The sequence below is a fragment of the Candidatus Clostridium eludens genome (genome assembly GCF_045310515.1).
GTDB classification, from domain to species: domain Bacteria; phylum Bacillota; class Clostridia; order Clostridiales; family Clostridiaceae; genus Clostridium_B; species Clostridium_B eludens.
Genome location: NZ_JBJHZX010000003.1, coordinates 32,815 through 49,465, shown reverse-complemented (window position 1 = coordinate 49,465; position 16,651 = coordinate 32,815). Strand labels below are relative to the sequence as shown.

Here is a 16,651-nt window from a genome sequence, read left to right as displayed (position 1 = left end):
ATTTCTATGTTTTTACCTACAACATTCATAAAAAACCTAAATTACTATTTTAAAAGTTTCTCAGGGCATTTGGGCTGATAATATCCACCACTCGATGTTACAACTAAAACTACTGCTGCTAAAACTAAAGATACATTACCCAACATTTTCATACTTTTTCTTAACAATTTTTCCTTTAAAAGTTTCATTTTACACATCCTCCTTAATAATTTGTTATCAAGTAGTTTAAATATTTCATTTTATACATTCTACAATATTTTATTATTTCCTTCTTAATTATTAAAAAAATTTAAAATTATTGAAATTAAATAAATACCATCAAATTTCATTTTATAAATCAAAAAAATAATTGCATAAATGCCATTTTATAACTTATCATAACATAACACAACTTAACATAACATAATTTAACACAACGCAACTTAACATAACTTATACGAATTTATTTTTTTTAGCTTTAATCCTCCATTGATTTCCATCATAAGATGTAACTTCCCCTTCTATAAAATCCTCTTCTACAATTTCAATCCATGCACTGCCATTTAGTATTTTGAGTTTATCCATGCCCAGCCATTTGAATATAAATTTTTCAGTACTGCCTTGGTATACAACTTTTCCCGTCAAATCACCTGTATTCAGGCCAAATTTAAACTCTCCCTTTCCACCATCATGAATTCTAACAAAAGATTCTACTTCTAGATTGAAATAATCTCCATTTATGACCTTTACTTCACAAATATTCCATAAACCTTTAAATCTCATATTTTTCATCTCCTCCTATTGCTTCTACTAACAATTTTATATTAATAAAAGTTTATGTACAATCTAAAAAGGACTTTTATAGGCCTACCATATTTTGTAACACAAAATTATTTTTATATAAACACAAAAAGAAAAAAGAGATACTATATTTCAGTACCTCAAATTCTCTTTTGCTATTAAAATAATTTTATTTTTTTTAAGATGCCTTATAATAGTATATACCAAATTTTTATATATAGTATAATCTCTTATATAATTGCTAATGTTTTTAAATTGTTTTAAGATTCACTATATTGTAAAGCTGCCCTGCCTTCATCGCCAGTGCTTATGCGTATGACATTTTCTACATTATAAACAAATATTTTTCCATCACCCATTTCTCCTGTATGAAGAATTTTTTTAGCAGTTTCAACAACCAATTCCACAGGTACTTCACAAACCACCACTTCTACCTTTACTTTTGGCAGCAGATTAATATCCATAGTTAATCCTCGATAATACTCTTTATGGCCCTTTTGTACCCCACATCCTAAAACATTTGTAACAGTCATACCTGCAATTCCAATTTCGTTTAATGCTTCTTTCAATTCGTCTAATTTAGCTTTAGAAGTAATAATATCTACCTTTGTAAGTTTATCAGCCATTGTTTTACCTCCCTTATTAAATATATATTTTAGTTTCTTTCATGATTTTAAATATTTGTATATATTTAAGATATGCAATTCCTGAAAAGTTAGTCCTTTCCATTACAGTAACTTAAGCAAGTTCTAAACTTATTAATATTCCTAATTTAAAATGGGAAATGAGCTAAAATATATATTTATATTCTATATATAGATTTTATACTATTTTATAAAAACTTTTCAACTATATTTCTATATTTAAGTGATCTTGATTATATTCCCAGTCCTCCGTAAGCTTCTTCTCCATGCTCCGTAACATCAAGACCTGTCTGCTCGTTTCTTTCGCTTGTCCTTATACTGCCTACCACACTAATTATTTTAATAACTACAAATGTACCTATTGCTGAATATGCTATACTGGCCAAAATAGCTATAAGCTGAATACCTATAAGCTTTGGATTTCCATGTATTAATCCATTTGCACCAGCTGGATTTACTGCCTTCCAGGCAAATATTCCTGTAGCAATTCCTCCCCATATTCCGCCTATACCGTGACATCCAAAAACATCCAGAGCATCATCATATCCAAATTTAGCTTTAACAAATGTAATAGCTATATAACATACAGTTCCTGCAACTAAACCAACAATTATTGAAGCCATAGGACTTACAAAACCCGCTGCTGGAGTTATAGCTACAAGACCTGCAACTATGCCGCTGACAACGCCAAGAGAAGTTACCTTCTTTCTATATATATATTCACAAATACTCCAGCTTACAACAGAAGTTGCAGCAGAAGTATTGGTAGTAATAAAAGCATTTAGTGCTACACCGTTTACACCAAGTGCACTGCCTGCATTAAATCCATACCATCCAAACCAAAGTAATCCAGCTCCTAAACAAGTTAAAGGAAGACTGCTTGGCTTACCTACATTCTTTCTCTTTCCCAGCATCAATGCCGCAACAAGCCCGGATATACCTGAACTTATTTCAACTACATTGCCTCCTGCAAAATCCAAGGCACCTAGAGTTCTTAACCAACCTCCTGCACCCCATACCCAATGAGCAATAGGATCATACACTAATGTTGTCCAAAGCAGAAGAAACACAACCCAGTGCATAAACTTCATTCTCTCCGCAATAGAACCTGATATAACTGCTGAAGTTATTATTGCAAACATAAGCTGAAATATCATAAATGCCTGCTGTGGAATTGTACTTGAATAAGCTGCATTAGGTGTAATTCCAACCCCTTTTAGACCTGCAAAATTGAGACCACCTATTAACCCGCCAATATCTCTTCCAAAACATAACGTATAACCAATAAGTATCCATTGAATAGATACTATTGCCAGGGCTGAATAACTATGAAGTGTACTATTTAACGTATTCTTACCCCTAACCATGCCTCCGTAAAATAAAGCTAATCCCGGAGTCATAATCATTACCAGAACTGTACTCATAATTACAAATACAGTATCTGCTCCATTTACTCCACTCATAAAATATACCTCCTGAAAAATAAATTAAAAAATAAATTAAAATAAATTATTATATAAGTTTTTTAAAGGCCCTTAAAAGAAACTATTTATATAATACTAATTTTTGTGCAAATTATCTATAGTTATACTGAAATTTTTATTAATTTATTATTTATAATGTGTTTTCATTGATAATTGCAAAATTACATGCATATATAAATTCTAGAAGAAGTCTAATATTCAATTGACTTTCATCATTTCTCAATTTTATGCCTATAATTTTATTATTTTTTAATTTTGCAAGTATAATTTTATTAATTATATTAGTATTATTTAGTATTTTTACAATACAGTTTTTTTAAGAATACTAATTATACCCAACTTCTTACTGTTATATAGGGATAGGAGGATAACCATAATTAAAAGTAAAAGACTCCAGAGATTTGCCTTAAACAAGAGTAAAGTAAAAGCCATAATGAGTATAATAATTGCAGTCTTTAGCTTCATATTGTGAAGCAGCCGAAAACCAGCAAATAACCCAATTATTGCATTAGAGAGAAAAAATACATTTGCACAGGTTACAATACTATCAAGATTTAAAATTCCTGCCCCAGTGAGAAGCAACACCAAGGAGTGTATAATAACAAAAGTTATAACAGCATTAGATGGACTTTCATTTCTATTTAATTTTGAAAGATAAACCGGCAATCTACCACTTGCTGCACGTGCGGCACTCATTCTCGAAACTGCTCCCACTATCATAAGATATGTGGATATACAAAGCCCCATTGCAATAATTCCTATTACAGGCAAGGCAAATACACCAAATAAAGGAGTCATAATTGCTATGATATCATGTGTACCATTTACTATACTTTGTATGGAAAGTGCAACAACCATATATAATCCTACAATAATTACGAGGCTTATTGTCATAGCCTTCATAAGCGTTTTTGGGGGATTTTTTATATCTTCAATATAGTTGCCAATAACTTCCCAGCCCACTATAGCCCAGAATAAAAGCAAAAGTGTATATCCAAATTTAGATAAGGGAAATAAGGTTCCAGGTAAATGTATATTAGATGCAAAAAGCAGAGTATAAACACTTCCACATAATAATAATATTGCAGTAAATCCTGTTAACAGTAGAGTAACCTGTCCCAAAGTTTTAATACCTGAAATAATTACAGCAGCACAAATGATCTCTATTACAAAAGCAATTACTTCAACATTTATATCTGAAAAAAGCCTAAAACTTTTTAAAAAACCTGAGGCAGTAATTAAAACTGCCACTGGTCCGAAACAAACGGCAGCTGTGAGAAAATTTTGGGCAAGTTCACGCCAGAAATCTCCTAGTACACTGCCTACTGCAATTGCGACTCCCTCATTTCCCGGACTGTTCAGAGTTAAAAATATAAAAACATATGCAAATATAATCCCCAGTATCATTATGATAATCCACGCAAATACAGACCACTTGCCAATAATTCCATAGGCCATAGGCGGCAGCAGCACTATGCCTGACCCTAAAATAGGCCCAACTATAAGCCCACAAAGTGTAATGATTCCGATATCTTTATCTTTACTCATATTTATCCCACTTTCTCTAAAAATTTCTTGAATTTTTACTAATGTTATATTAGCATAAGATTAATTATTAATAAAATTGAATTATTTGAAATTATAATTCAGTTTTATTGAAGTAAAGAGAGGAAGTAACATGGAACTTAGAAATTTAATAACATTCTGTAAAATTAACCATTTAAAAAGTTATTCTAAGGCAGCCGAGGAGCTTGGATATGCTCAATCTACAATTACAACTCAAATTCAACTCCTGGAACAGGAACTTGGAATAAAGCTATTTGAAAGAATCGGACGTAGTATGAAACTAACTCCAAAAGGCTGTATTTTACTTGAATACGCAGAAAATATAGTAAGACTTGCAAATGAAGCTAAAGAAGCAGTAAGCGATGCAAATACCCCAACGGGTACTTTAAGAATTGGTATTGTTGAATCACTTTGTACAATAAGGCTTCCTCAATTACTTAGAAATTACCATAAAAAGTACCCCAATGTTGAAATCATAATCAAATTAGGTATCTGCTCCGATTTAAGAAACATGCTCAAAAATAACATGGTAGACCTAATATTTATATTAGATGAACCAATTATTGATCCAGATTTAATCTTATGTATGTCTTATAATGAACCTATGGTAATTTTGGCTTCGCCATTAAATAAATTGTCACACAAAAACAAACTAACCATAGAAGATATTGCAGATGAACCCCTAATTCTTACAGAAAGAGGGTGCAGCTATAGAAATGTTTTTGAAAAGATGTTTCATAAAGCAGGCTTAAAACCACATTTATCTTTAGAGGTAGGAAGCATTGAGGCCATTAAAACTTTTACTATGAGTAACCTTGGAATTACTCTATTACCTGCTATGACTGTGAGAAAAGAATTAGATGAGAAACATCTAATAGAATTAGAGTTAGTTGGATGTGATTTTAACATGATGACACAAATACTTTATCACAAAAATAAATGGATGACAGCGGCAATAAAAGCCTTTATATGGGACTTGAATAATAGTATAAACCTTTAGAAAAAATATGAGAAGATTGTAAAAATCAAATCTTCTCACATTTTATCCGCTTTTATAGGTAAATTGTTCTATGTAATTACCTGAATTTCTCCTTCATCTGCCTCTCAATATCTCTCTTAGCAGCCTTTTCCAACATGGCATCCCTTTTATCATAATTCTTTTTTCCTTTGGCCACTGCTAAATTCACTTTTACCCTGCCATTTTTAAGATAAAGAGATAATGGCACAATAGTATATCCCTGCTGGGCAGTATATCCAAGCAGTCTGGCTATTTCCTTCTTATGGAGCAGTAACTTTCTATCTCTTAAAGGATCTTTATTAAAAATGTTCCCCTTTTCATAGGGACTTATGTGCATATTACGTATAAATATTTCTCCATCTCTTATTTCACCATAACTATCTTTTAAATTGGACTTACCAGCCCTTATAGATTTAACTTCAGTTCCAACTAGTTGTATTCCTGCTTCCATTGACTCTTCAATAAAATAATCATGTCTTGCCTTTCTATTCTCTGCAAGAGTTTTATTATTGGATTTATTTTTAACCGCCACACTTCATCACCCCTTCCCATTTGCATAAACTATTTTACCTACACTTCATCTTCTCCATTATGATTTTCTTTTACTACTTCAAAATATATCTCATGGGCATCTGTGTCAACCCTTGACACATAAATTTTTATTTCATCACCTAGCTTATAAATATTCCTGGTTCTTTCCCCTATAAGGCTTAAATGTTTTTCATCATATACATAATAATCGTCTTCTAAAGTACTTATATGAACCAATCCCTCTATTGTATTTGGAATTTCTACAAACATTCCAAAATTAGTCACTGAAGATATTATGCCATCAAATTCTTCTCCTATTCTCTTACTCATATATTCTGCTTTTTTCAGATCATCTACTTCTCTTTCTGCTTCCTGAGCTAATCTTTCCATATCAGAAGATTGTCTTGCTGCATAATCTACTTCTTTAATTAATCTAGTTATTCTATTATCAGTTAACTGCCCATTTATAAATTCCTTGATTATCCTGTGTATAATTAAATCAGGATATCTCCTTATAGGCGATGTAAAATGGCAATAATACTTGGCTGCCAGCCCAAAATGGCCTATACACTCCGGAGAATACCTAGCCTGCTTCATAGAACGAAGCATTAGTGTACTTACCACGGTTTCTTCTTTTTTCCCTTTTACCTTTTCTATTATATCCTGAAGGGTTTTTGGATGGACATCTTTTCCCCACCTTACAACATACCCTAAATTATGGATGAACTCATTGAAATGTGTTAATTTTTCCTCATCAGGATCTTCATGTACTCTAAATACAAAGGGTACATTAGCCCAAAACATGTGCTCTGCTATAGTTTCATTGCACACAAGCATAAATTCTTCTATTATTCTATTTGATATTCCCCTTTCATAGGGTTCAACTTTTATAGGTACCCCTAATTCATTAAGAGTTATCTTACACTCCTCGAAGTCAAAATCTATGGCTCCTCGTGTCATTCGCCTCTTATTCAAAATTCTGCATAGCTCTTCCATAAGTTTAAATGTATCTACCAGATAATCATATTTTTCTATAGTTTCCTTATCTTCCTGAAGTATCTTAGTTACATCTGTATAAGTCATTCTTTCATTACTTTTTATTATACTTTCTACAATATTATGTTCTATAACTTTCCCATTTTGATCTATCTTCATAAAACAGCTTAAAGTTAGTCTATCCGTATTAGGATTTAAACTACAAATTCCATTGGATAATTTTTTAGGCAGCATTGGTATAACTCTATCTATAAGATAAACTGAAGTTCCTCTCTTTAATGCCTCTTTATCCAGAGGATTTTTTTCTTTTACATAATGAGATACATCTGCTATGTGAACGCCTAAATAATAATTTCCATCAGGAAGTTTTTCCAGAGACACTGCATCATCCAAATCCTTGGCATCTTCTCCATCTATTGTAACTGTAAGCATTTCTCTTAAATCCATTCTTTTTTTATATTCTTCATCCGGTATTTTTTCCGGTATATGTTCAGCATAAGACTGAACCTTTTGCGGAAATTCTTCCGGCAGGTTATTCTTTTTTATTATAGTTAGTATATCTATACCTTTTTCTCCCTTTTTACCTAGTATATCCACTATTTTTCCCTCTGGATTTCTCCTTGTGCCTGGCCATTCAGTTATTTCTGCAATTACAATATCACCTGTTTCTGCATGCTTTTTACAATCCTTAGGTATAAATATATCCTGATATATTCGTTTTTCTTCCGGTACCACAAACCCAAAATTACTGCTATTTTCAAAAGTTCCTATAACTTTGTTATTTGCTCTCTCAAGTACCCTTATTATTTCTCCTTCACATTTCTTTTCTGTATCTCCCTCTTTAGTTATCTTTACTACTACTTTATCTCCATTCATAGCACCATTCAAACTAGAAGATGGCACAAATATATCTTTTCCTTCATTATACCGTATTACAAATCCATAGCCTTTTTGATGTCCTTGAAATTTTCCTGTCACAAGACCCATTCTATCAGGTATACCATACCTATCGGTACGGGTTTTAACTACAAAGCCTTCTCTCTCTATCTCATCTAATATCCTCTTGAACTTTTTTGTATCAGTTTTTTTAATAGAAAATACTCTTTCCAACTCTTTTATATTCATAGGCTTATATGCCTGTTCTTTAATAAAATCTATAATAGCTTCTTTTATATCCATTTCTTCACCACCTCTTATTATCTTGATATTAGTAAGATAATAATATTCAATAATTATGCAAATATTTTTTATTTTATCCTAATCATATATTATGTTCGTGTTATAAGTCAATATATTACCTCTATTGTAAAATATTTTATAAAAATTATTAACACTATATTAAAAAAATAAATAGAGCATTAATCTACTCTATTTATGTAAACTGCTATTTAAATTATTTTACTATATTCTGTACTACGCATATAATCGCAAATATTACAGCTAATACAACAGTTACCTTGGCCAACATTGCTTCCGAAGTCCTGGATTTGTTTTTTGAATAAAAACTCTCAGCAGGTCCTCCTGATATGAATCCACTTAATCCATTAGTTTTGCCTGGCTGCATTAATATAAAGGATATAAGCATAATTCCTATTACCAATTGTGCAATTATTAAAAAAACGTGCATGGATTTCCACCTCCTGCCATTGCATAGGAAATATTAACCTAAAATAAATTCACATACACACTAGATATCTTTTAATTACTATTTATTCTCAGATATCTTATTGTAGCACATATATACATCAATTGCAATTTTAAAGACCCATGCAAAAATAAGTCTTTAAAATTCAATCTTATCTAAAATTACTTGATATTGTAAAATGTCTCTAATCCCCTGTACTCAGCTGTTTCTCCCAGTTCTTCCTCTATCCTGAGAAGCTGATTATATTTTGCTACTCTTTCACTTCTAGCCGGTGCACCAGTTTTTATCTGTCCTGCATTTACTGCCACAACTAGATCAGCTATTGTAGTATCCTCTGTCTCTCCAGATCTATGTGATACTACTGCGGTATACCCTGCTCTTTCTGCCATTTCTATAGCATTTAATGTTTCTGTAAGGGTTCCTATTTGATTCAATTTTATAAGTATAGAATTTGCAACCTTTTTATCTATACCTTTTTTTAACCTTTCTGTGTTGGTAACAAATAAATCATCACCTACCAGCTGTATTTTATCACCTAATTTTTCTGTAAGTATACTCCATCCTTCCCAATCCTCTTCTGCCATGGCATCCTCTATGGATATTATAGGATATTTATTTACAAGATTTACATAATAATCCACCATTTCTTCTGAACTTAAAATTTTTCCTTCACTTTTTAAATTGTATTTTCCATCTTCATATATTTCCGTAGAAGCAGGATCTAGAGCTATGAATATATCCTTTCCCGGAGTATATCCAGCTTTTTCTATAGCCTCAACTATTATTTGTATTGCTTCCTCATTGGAATTTAAATTTGGAGCAAATCCTCCTTCGTCGCCTACACCTGTATCCTGTCCTTTAGATTTTAAAAGTGATTTTAATGTATGATAAACCTCAGAACTCATTCTAAGTGCTTCTGTAAAACTTGGAGCACCCAGAGGCATTATCATAAATTCCTGGAGGTCTACGTTATTATCCGCATGCTTTCCTCCATTTACTATGTTCATCATTGGAACAGGGAGAACCTTGGCATTTACCCCTCCTATGTACTGATATAAGCTGAGGCCTAAATATTTAGCCGCAGCCCTTGCACATGCAAGAGACACTCCTAAAGTGGCATTGGCACCCAGTTTGCTCTTATTATTTGTCCCATCAAGTTCTAACATGGTTTTATCTATTAAAACCTGGTCAAATACATTCATTCCGATAAGTTCTTCTGCTATATAATTATTTACATTATCTATAGCCTTTAAGACCCCTTTTCCCTTATACATTTCTCCGTCTCCATCTCTTAACTCCACAGCCTCAAATGCCCCTGTAGATGCGCCAGAAGGTACTGCTGCCCTGCCTTCAGTGCCATCTTCCAATATTACTTCCACCTCCACAGTTGGATTTGCTCTGGAATCAAGAATTTGTCTTGCTGTTACGTCTACTATTTCTACATAATTTTTCATAAACATTCGCCGTTATAAAGAATATAACGACTTTTTCAACTCCTTTCAGTTCTTTATTTTTATATAGCATTTTAAAAGTTAATTAACTTTCAGTTTCATCCTTTAGAATAAGACTTTTACCTGTCATTTCTTTAGGTTGGGTAAGTCCCATAATCTGGAGTATAGTGGGGGATATATCCGCTAATATTCCATCTTGCCTTAATTCAGCTGCATTTTTTGATACATATAAAAATGGAACTGTGTTTGTTGTATGGGCTGTCATGGCATCTCCTGTAGAATAATCTATCATCTGTTCAGAATTCCCATGATCTGCAGTTATAAATACTGTACCATGTTTCTCCAATAATTTATTTATAATTTTACCCAAACACTCATCAACCACTTCTATAGCTTTCTTTGCAGCCTGAAATATTCCTGTGTGCCCTACCATATCCGGATTGGCAAAATTCAATATTATAAGATCATATTTATCCTCATCCAATTTTTCTAAAACTCTCAATGTTACCTCCCTGGCACTCATTTCAGGTTTTAAGTCATAAGTTGGAACTTTTGGAGAAGGAATAAGTTCTCTATCCTCATTTTTATTAGGTGTCTCAATTCCTCCATTAAAGAAAAAAGTTACATGGGCATATTTTTCTGTTTCTGCTATCCTCAATTGGTTTTTTCCCATTTTACTTACATATTCCCCTAAAGTGTTTTTATAAATTTGGTTTTTAAATGCAACATATACATTTTCAAGGGTGGAGTCATATTCAGTCATGGTTACAAATTGGAGATCTAATCTATTCCTTTGAAACCCTTCAAATATGGTATCATTTAGTGCCCTTGTAAGTTGTCTTGCTCTATCTGGCCTGAAATTAAAGAATATTACAGAATCTCCATCCTTTATGGTAGCCACAGGTCTGTTATCTTCTTCAATTACTGTAGGAATTATAAATTCATCAGTTTTTCCATTATCATAGGAATTTTTCACTGCTTCTGCAGCACTGTTTGCCTTATGGCCTTTACCATGTACCAGTACATTATATGCCATCTGTACTCTTTCCCATCTTTTATCCCTATCCATTGCATAATATCTGCCTGACACCGTTGCTATTTTTCCTACTCCAATTTCTTTTATATACTTTTCCATGTCATCTATATAAATATGGGCAGAACTTGGGGGAACATCCCTTCCATCTGTAAAAGCATGGATATACACTCTGCTAACCCCTCTCTGTTTAGCAAGCTGCAGAAGTCCCTTCAAATGTTCTGTATGAGAATGCACTCCCCCTGGTGATAAAAGTCCTAAAAGGTGGAGATCTGAATTATTCTTAATGGCATTATCTAGTGCATTATTTAGAGCTGTATTTTTAAAAAAATCTCCTTCTTTTATGGATTTTGTAATCCTGGTCAGTGACTGATATATTATTCTTCCTGCTCCTATATTTAAGTGTCCCACTTCCGAATTACCCATTTGACCCTCAGGTAATCCTACACTTAAACCGCTGGCTCTAAGCTCAGTATGGGGATAATTTTCACAGTATCTATCAAAATTAGGTTTATATGCTGCCTTAATGGCATTTCCCTTTTCTTCCTTAGAAATTCCAAAACCATCTAATATTATAAGCATTACTGGTTTTCTTTTCATCTTTTCCTCCAAAATTTAATAATTTACTATGGCTGCAAAATCTGCTGACTTTAAGCTGGCTCCCCCAACCAATGCCCCGTCTATATGAGGCTGTTCCATCTGTGCTTTAATTGTAGCAGGCTTTACAGAACCGCCATATTGAATTCTTACCCTTTCCGCCATTTGCATTCCATACATTTTTTCAATTACACTTCTTATGTAAGCTATTGTATCATTAGCTTGTTTGTCCGTAGCAGTTTTACCTGTACCTATAGCCCATATAGGCTCATAAGCTATGACCAATTTTTCCACCTGTTCCTTTTGAAGACCTTTAATATCCAGTTTTATCTGTCTTGCTAAAATTTCCTCTGTTATGCCATCCTCTCTTTCCTGTAAGCTTTCCCCACAACAAACTATAGGAATTATACCATATTCAAAGGCTTTTTTTACCTTCTTATTAATTATTTCATCAGTTTCATTAAAATATTGTCTTCTTTCACTGTGTCCTATTATTACATAATCTACTTTAAGCGATTTCAACATTCCCGGAGACACTTCCCCAGTATATGCACCACTTTCCTCATAATGCATATTTTGTGCTCCAACTTTTATATGAGTTTCACTTACTGCTTTAACCACTACATCCAGACAAATATAAGGCGGACATAAAACTACATCACACTTTGCATTACTTACCAAAGGCTTTAATTCCTGGATTAACTTCAGCGACTCCTCTATATTATTATTCATCTTCCAATTTCCAGCTATTATTGGTCTCCTCATAAATAATTCCCCCTTGTTTCTATTTATCATTTAGAGCTGATATTCCCGGCAATTCTTCTCCGCCCAAAAATTCAAGAGAAGCTCCTCCACCTGTAGATATATGACTCATTTTATCTCCAAAACCCAGCTGATTTATAGCTGCGGCACTATCTCCTCCACCTATAATAGTGACAGCACCAGATTCAGCCATAGCTTTAGCCACGGCAAAAGTTCCTTTTGCAAAACTTTCGAATTCAAATACCCCCATAGGTCCATTCCAAATTACAGTTTTAGCACCCTTTATAGTATCTGCATATAATTTGGCAGTCTTAGGACCAATATCCATTCCCATGTAACCATCTTTTATATTTCTATCTTCTTCTAATATAGGCTCTGCATTTGCATCGAACTTATCTGCAACTATTCTATCTATGGGCAGTAATAATTTTATGCCCTTGGACTTTGCCTTATCTATCATTTCCTTTGCATATTCTATTTTATCCTCTTCCACCACTGAAGTTCCTATGGTACACCCCTCAGCTCTTGCAAAGGTATAACTCATTCCTCCTCCAATTATCAAAATATCTACTTTTTCCAGCAGATTATTTATTACATTTATTTTATCGGAAACCTTTACGCCACCGAGTATAGCTACAAAGGGTCTAGATGGATTTTCTATTGCGTTCCCCAAAAATTCAAGTTCCTTCTGTATTAGATAACCACATACAGCTATAGGTAAAAATTTCGTAACCCCTACAGTGGAACAATGTGCCCTGTGGGCTGTACCAAAAGCATCATTTACAAAAATTTCTCCAAGAGATGCTAACTCTTTTGAAAAGTTATCCTGATTTTTAGTCTCTTCTATTCTATACCTTGTATTTTCCAGCAGTACTATATCGCCATCTTTCATATTTTTCACTGCGGATTTAGCATTCTGGCCTACTACATTATCATCTGCTGCAAATATCACTTCTTTTCCTAAAAGTTCTGGAAGCCTCTTTGCAACGGGGATCAATGACATATCTGGTTTTGGTTCTCCCTTTGGCTTTCCAAGATGTGAACACAGTATAACCTTTGCACTATTTTCTACTAAATACTTTATAGTAGGAAGTGACCCCATAAGCCTGTTCTCATCTGTAATTTTACCATCCTTTAGAGGTACATTAAAGTCACATCTTACCAGCACCCTTTTCCCCTTTACGTCTATATCTTCAATTGTCTTTTTATTAAAAATCATCTATCTTTTCAACTCCTTTATAAACACTCTATTTAACATTATACAACTGTTCCATAAAATATTATAGTAAAAAATTCCTGTCTTATAGCAAAAACTAAAGATCAGGAACCTTGTAATAATTATAGTCTGTCAGCAACATATTTAGCCAAATCCGCCAGTCGAGTGGAATATCCGAATTCATTATCATACCAGGCAATAACTTTTATCATATTTCCACCTATAGCCATAGTTGAAAGTGCATCTATTATAGATGATCTTTCATCACCTCTATAGTCTATGGATACCAAAGGTTCTTCGGTATATCCAAGTATACCCTCCATATCAGTTTCCGCAGCCTTTTTTAATGCTGCATTTACCACATCTACAGTAATATCCTTTGAGAGTTCTGCAACTAAATCTGTACAGGACACCGTAGGAGTAGGCACTCTAAGTGAAAACCCATTTAGCTTGCCTTTTAGCTCTGGAAGTACTAATGCAACTGCTTTTGCAGCTCCCGTAGTAGTTGGCACCATTGATTCTATTGCAGCTCTGGCCCTTCTCATATCTTTATGTGGAGCATCAAGCAATCTCTGATCTCCTGTATATGAATGAACTGTAGTAATCAACCCTTTCACTATGCCGAATTCTCTATGGAGTACCTTTGCAAAAGGCGCAAGACAATTCGTAGTACAGGATGCATTTGAAATTATATTATGTTTAGAAGAATCATAAGTTTCTTCGTTAACCCCCATAACTATGGTAATATCCTCATTTTTAGCTGGAGCTGATATCAAAACTTTTTTAACACTTCCTCCAATATGTGCATTAGCCTTTGAAGCATCTGTAAATAGTCCTGTGGACTCTATAACTATTTCTGTACCTAATGAACTCCAATCTATATTTTTAGGATCTCTTTCTGCAAATATTTTCACTTCTTTTCCATTTACAACTATTGAATCTTCCTTTGCATCTAAAGTACCCTGAAATTTTCCGTACAATGAATCATATTTTAACAAATGAGCTAATGTCTTTGCATCAGTTAAATCATTAATACCTACAACTTCCAGTTCATCAGCATAGTGCTTTACTAGTGCTTTAAATACATTTCTACCTATTCTACCGAAGCCATTAATACCAACTTTAGTCACTTCTGATTCCTCCTAACACTAAAATATTTATCCTAAAGGCGGTAATTAGCTAACACCCCCAACTTCTTCAAAGCAGGGAATAAGCACTGCTACACGCCTGGATGAGTTCTTCCCCTAAAGGATAACCTATTCTAAGTGCTAAAGACACTAAGAATACTGTTAATAAGATTCAGATGAGGAAAAGCATTCCTCATAAGCAAACTCCACCTAAACCTAAGAATCACTTCATCCTTAAAAAAACATAGGGAGAATTGAATTTTTTCTCCCTATGAGTATTTTATCCCGTTTCCTATTTATATTTTATCGCAGTTCCTACAAAAATATTCATAAATATAAGGCATATAAAAAAATAACTAATAGCCCTATTAGTATATTTTTTTATATGCCCGATGATAGAATTTGACCTACTGCTCCATTCTAATAATTTTCCGCAAAAAATAACCCACAAGCCCTGGAACCTGAATGTACTCCCACTGTACATCCCACTTCACATTCTATAAATTCTATTTTCTTTTCCTGCAGATGAGTTCTTAATGCCTCTAATATATCTGACTCTCCCGCATGAAGCAATATGGATATTTCTCCTTCTTTTATTCCCTGCTTGTCAATATATTCTATCATATTTCTAAGAGTTCTTTTACTTCCTCTTACCTTATCAACTACTGCCATTTCTCCATTTTCTACTGTAACTATTATTTTTATTCCCAAAATGTTGCCTATAACTCCAGCTGTTTTAGAAAGACGGCCTCCCTTTACAAGATTATCTAGGCTATTAAATGCAAGAGTGCTTTTTATATGTAGGGAAATTTCTTTTATTTTTCTTTCTATTTCTTTTATTCCAAGTCCATCCTCCTTTAATTTGCCAGCCTTAATAACCTGAAGTCCTAACCCGGAAGTTACATTCATGCCATCCACTACAATTATATCCTCTGTTTCAAGCATTTCTTTTGCAATGCATGCGGATTGATATGTACCACTCATTTTAGATGAAAGATGAATAGAAACTATTTTATATCCCTGCTTTATGTAAGAACTATAGCATTCTGAAAATATTTGAGGATTTATCTGTGTTGTTGATGGAAAAACATGACTTTTATCCATTTTATCTAAAAGAGTATGAATATCTATGTCAATTCCATCCCTATAAGAATTTTCTCCTAAATTAATAAGAAGCGGAAGCACTTCTATATCATATTTTTTCAATATACTATCCGGTAAATCTGCAGTACTGTCTGTTACTATTTTTATTTTCTCCATTTTAAAATAGCTCCTTCCTTAGGTATGTAGACATACATATAAGCCCAAATATTCCTTATTTCATATTTGGAAAATCCATCTGTCTTAAGGCTTCATAAACAACTATGGCTGCAGCATTGGATAAATTTAAAGAACGAGTAGTTGTTTTTATCATAGGTAACCTTATACATTTTTCCGGATCGCTATTTCTTATTTTATCAGGCAAGCCACAGGTTTCTTTTCCAAAAACTATAAAATCTTCATCTTTAAATTTTATACATTCATAAAGATTTTTTCCATGAGTAGTTGAAAAATAAAAGGTGCCTTTTTTATATCTTTCCCTAAGCTCTTCATAACAATCATACACAGTCAGATCTAGATACTTCCAATAATCAAGACCTGCTCTTTTTAAATGCTTTTCATCCAAACTAAAACCTAAAGGTTTTATCAGATGAAGTCTTGAACCCGTAAGTACACAAGTTCTGGCAATATTGCCTGTGTTTTGAGGTATTTCAGGTTCAAATAAAACTATATTTAAACTCAACTTCAGTTCCTCCCCCTA

General features: G+C 33.2%; 16 protein-coding genes. 1 reads left to right on the top strand and 15 read right to left on the bottom strand.

All coding sequences use genetic code 11. From position 1 onward, the window contains the following. Nucleotides 1–44: 44 nt before the first annotated feature. From ACJDU8_RS02765 to ACJDU8_RS02745, 5 genes are all read right to left on the bottom strand, one after another. On the bottom strand, nt 45–188 hold the full coding sequence (locus tag ACJDU8_RS02765; protein WP_406790624.1) for an AgrD family cyclic lactone autoinducer peptide: 144 nt from the start codon (nt 186–188) through the stop codon (nt 45–47). Between the two features lie 244 nt (nt 189–432). Then, a complete protein-coding gene (locus tag ACJDU8_RS02760) occupies nt 433–762 on the bottom strand; it encodes a hypothetical protein (protein ID WP_406790623.1) in 330 nt (109 codons plus the stop codon). A 278-nt stretch (nt 763–1,040) separates the two neighbouring features. Beyond that, nucleotides 1,041–1,406, bottom strand: a complete 366-nt coding sequence (locus ACJDU8_RS02755) for a P-II family nitrogen regulator (RefSeq protein ID WP_406790622.1) — start codon at nt 1,404–1,406, stop codon at nt 1,041–1,043. 251 nt (nt 1,407–1,657) lie between these two features. Continuing rightward, entirely contained in the window at nt 1,658–2,887 is a 1,230-nt protein-coding gene (locus ACJDU8_RS02750; protein ID WP_406790621.1) for an ammonium transporter, read from the bottom strand. A gap of 321 nt (nt 2,888–3,208) precedes the next feature. Beyond that, the gene (locus ACJDU8_RS02745) at nt 3,209–4,456 is read right to left on the bottom strand and encodes an APC family permease (protein WP_406790620.1); all 1,248 of its coding nucleotides are present in this window, start codon (nt 4,454–4,456) and stop codon (nt 3,209–3,211) included. Nucleotides 4,457–4,586: 130 nt separating this feature from the next. On the opposite strand from ACJDU8_RS02745, the gene ACJDU8_RS02740 reads away from it, so the two are divergent. Beyond that, nucleotides 4,587–5,474, top strand: a complete 888-nt coding sequence (locus ACJDU8_RS02740; protein WP_406790619.1) for a LysR family transcriptional regulator — start codon at nt 4,587–4,589, stop codon at nt 5,472–5,474. Nucleotides 5,475–5,550: 76 nt separating this feature from the next. On the opposite strand, the gene smpB is transcribed toward ACJDU8_RS02740, so the two are convergent. The 10 genes from smpB to trmL form a co-directional block, all read right to left on the bottom strand. Next, nucleotides 5,551–6,024: an SsrA-binding protein SmpB gene (gene smpB / locus ACJDU8_RS02735; protein WP_406790618.1), complete on the bottom strand. Its 474-nt coding sequence runs from the start codon at nt 6,022–6,024 to the stop codon at nt 5,551–5,553. Nucleotides 6,025–6,062: 38 nt separating this feature from the next. Beyond that, the gene (gene rnr / locus ACJDU8_RS02730; RefSeq protein ID WP_406790617.1) at nt 6,063–8,198 is read right to left on the bottom strand and encodes a ribonuclease R; all 2,136 of its coding nucleotides are present in this window, start codon (nt 8,196–8,198) and stop codon (nt 6,063–6,065) included. A gap of 214 nt (nt 8,199–8,412) precedes the next feature. Beyond that, nucleotides 8,413–8,646: a preprotein translocase subunit SecG gene (gene secG, locus ACJDU8_RS02725; protein WP_406790616.1), complete on the bottom strand. Its 234-nt coding sequence runs from the start codon at nt 8,644–8,646 to the stop codon at nt 8,413–8,415. A gap of 179 nt (nt 8,647–8,825) precedes the next feature. After that, complete coding sequence (gene eno / locus ACJDU8_RS02720; RefSeq protein WP_406790615.1) at nt 8,826–10,118, bottom strand: phosphopyruvate hydratase; 1,293 nt, start codon at nt 10,116–10,118, stop codon at nt 8,826–8,828. An 82-nt stretch (nt 10,119–10,200) separates the two neighbouring features. Next, a complete protein-coding gene (gene gpmI, locus ACJDU8_RS02715; RefSeq protein WP_406790614.1) occupies nt 10,201–11,748 on the bottom strand; it encodes a 2,3-bisphosphoglycerate-independent phosphoglycerate mutase in 1,548 nt (515 codons plus the stop codon). A gap of 15 nt (nt 11,749–11,763) precedes the next feature. Then, entirely contained in the window at nt 11,764–12,510 is a 747-nt protein-coding gene (gene tpiA, locus ACJDU8_RS02710; protein WP_406790613.1) for a triose-phosphate isomerase, read from the bottom strand. 19 nt (nt 12,511–12,529) lie between these two features. Further along, nucleotides 12,530–13,726: a phosphoglycerate kinase gene (locus ACJDU8_RS02705; RefSeq protein ID WP_406790612.1), complete on the bottom strand. Its 1,197-nt coding sequence runs from the start codon at nt 13,724–13,726 to the stop codon at nt 12,530–12,532. Nucleotides 13,727–13,845: 119 nt separating this feature from the next. Continuing rightward, entirely contained in the window at nt 13,846–14,853 is a 1,008-nt protein-coding gene (gene gap, locus ACJDU8_RS02700; protein ID WP_406790611.1) for a type I glyceraldehyde-3-phosphate dehydrogenase, read from the bottom strand. Between the two features lie 417 nt (nt 14,854–15,270). After that, entirely contained in the window at nt 15,271–16,110 is an 840-nt protein-coding gene (locus ACJDU8_RS02695) for a DegV family protein (RefSeq protein WP_406790610.1), read from the bottom strand. A gap of 55 nt (nt 16,111–16,165) precedes the next feature. Beyond that, the gene (gene trmL, locus ACJDU8_RS02690) at nt 16,166–16,633 is read right to left on the bottom strand and encodes a tRNA (uridine(34)/cytosine(34)/5-carboxymethylaminomethyluridine(34)-2'-O)-methyltransferase TrmL (protein ID WP_406790609.1); all 468 of its coding nucleotides are present in this window, start codon (nt 16,631–16,633) and stop codon (nt 16,166–16,168) included. Nucleotides 16,634–16,651 lie beyond the last annotated feature (18 nt).

Coding starts and splice junctions, on each gene's coding strand:
- ACJDU8_RS02765 (WP_406790624.1), bottom strand. CDS start 188: ATGAAACTTTTAAAGGAAAAATTGTTAAGAAAAAGTATGAAAATGTTG.
- ACJDU8_RS02760 (WP_406790623.1), bottom strand. CDS start 762: ATGAGATTTAAAGGTTTATGGAATATTTGTGAAGTAAAGGTCATAAAT.
- ACJDU8_RS02755 (WP_406790622.1), bottom strand. CDS start 1,406: ATGGCTGATAAACTTACAAAGGTAGATATTATTACTTCTAAAGCTAAA.
- ACJDU8_RS02750 (WP_406790621.1), bottom strand. CDS start 2,887: ATGAGTGGAGTAAATGGAGCAGATACTGTATTTGTAATTATGAGTACA.
- ACJDU8_RS02745 (WP_406790620.1), bottom strand. CDS start 4,456: ATGAGTAAAGATAAAGATATCGGAATCATTACACTTTGTGGGCTTATA.
- ACJDU8_RS02740 (WP_406790619.1), top strand. CDS start 4,587: ATGGAACTTAGAAATTTAATAACATTCTGTAAAATTAACCATTTAAAA.
- rnr (WP_406790617.1), bottom strand. CDS start 8,198: ATGGATATAAAAGAAGCTATTATAGATTTTATTAAAGAACAGGCATAT.
- secG (WP_406790616.1), bottom strand. CDS start 8,646: ATGCACGTTTTTTTAATAATTGCACAATTGGTAATAGGAATTATGCTT.
- eno (WP_406790615.1), bottom strand. CDS start 10,118: ATGAAAAATTATGTAGAAATAGTAGACGTAACAGCAAGACAAATTCTT.
- gpmI (WP_406790614.1), bottom strand. CDS start 11,748: ATGAAAAGAAAACCAGTAATGCTTATAATATTAGATGGTTTTGGAATT.
- tpiA (WP_406790613.1), bottom strand. CDS start 12,510: ATGAGGAGACCAATAATAGCTGGAAATTGGAAGATGAATAATAATATA.
- ACJDU8_RS02705 (WP_406790612.1), bottom strand. CDS start 13,726: ATGATTTTTAATAAAAAGACAATTGAAGATATAGACGTAAAGGGGAAA.
- ACJDU8_RS02695 (WP_406790610.1), bottom strand. CDS start 16,110: ATGGAGAAAATAAAAATAGTAACAGACAGTACTGCAGATTTACCGGAT.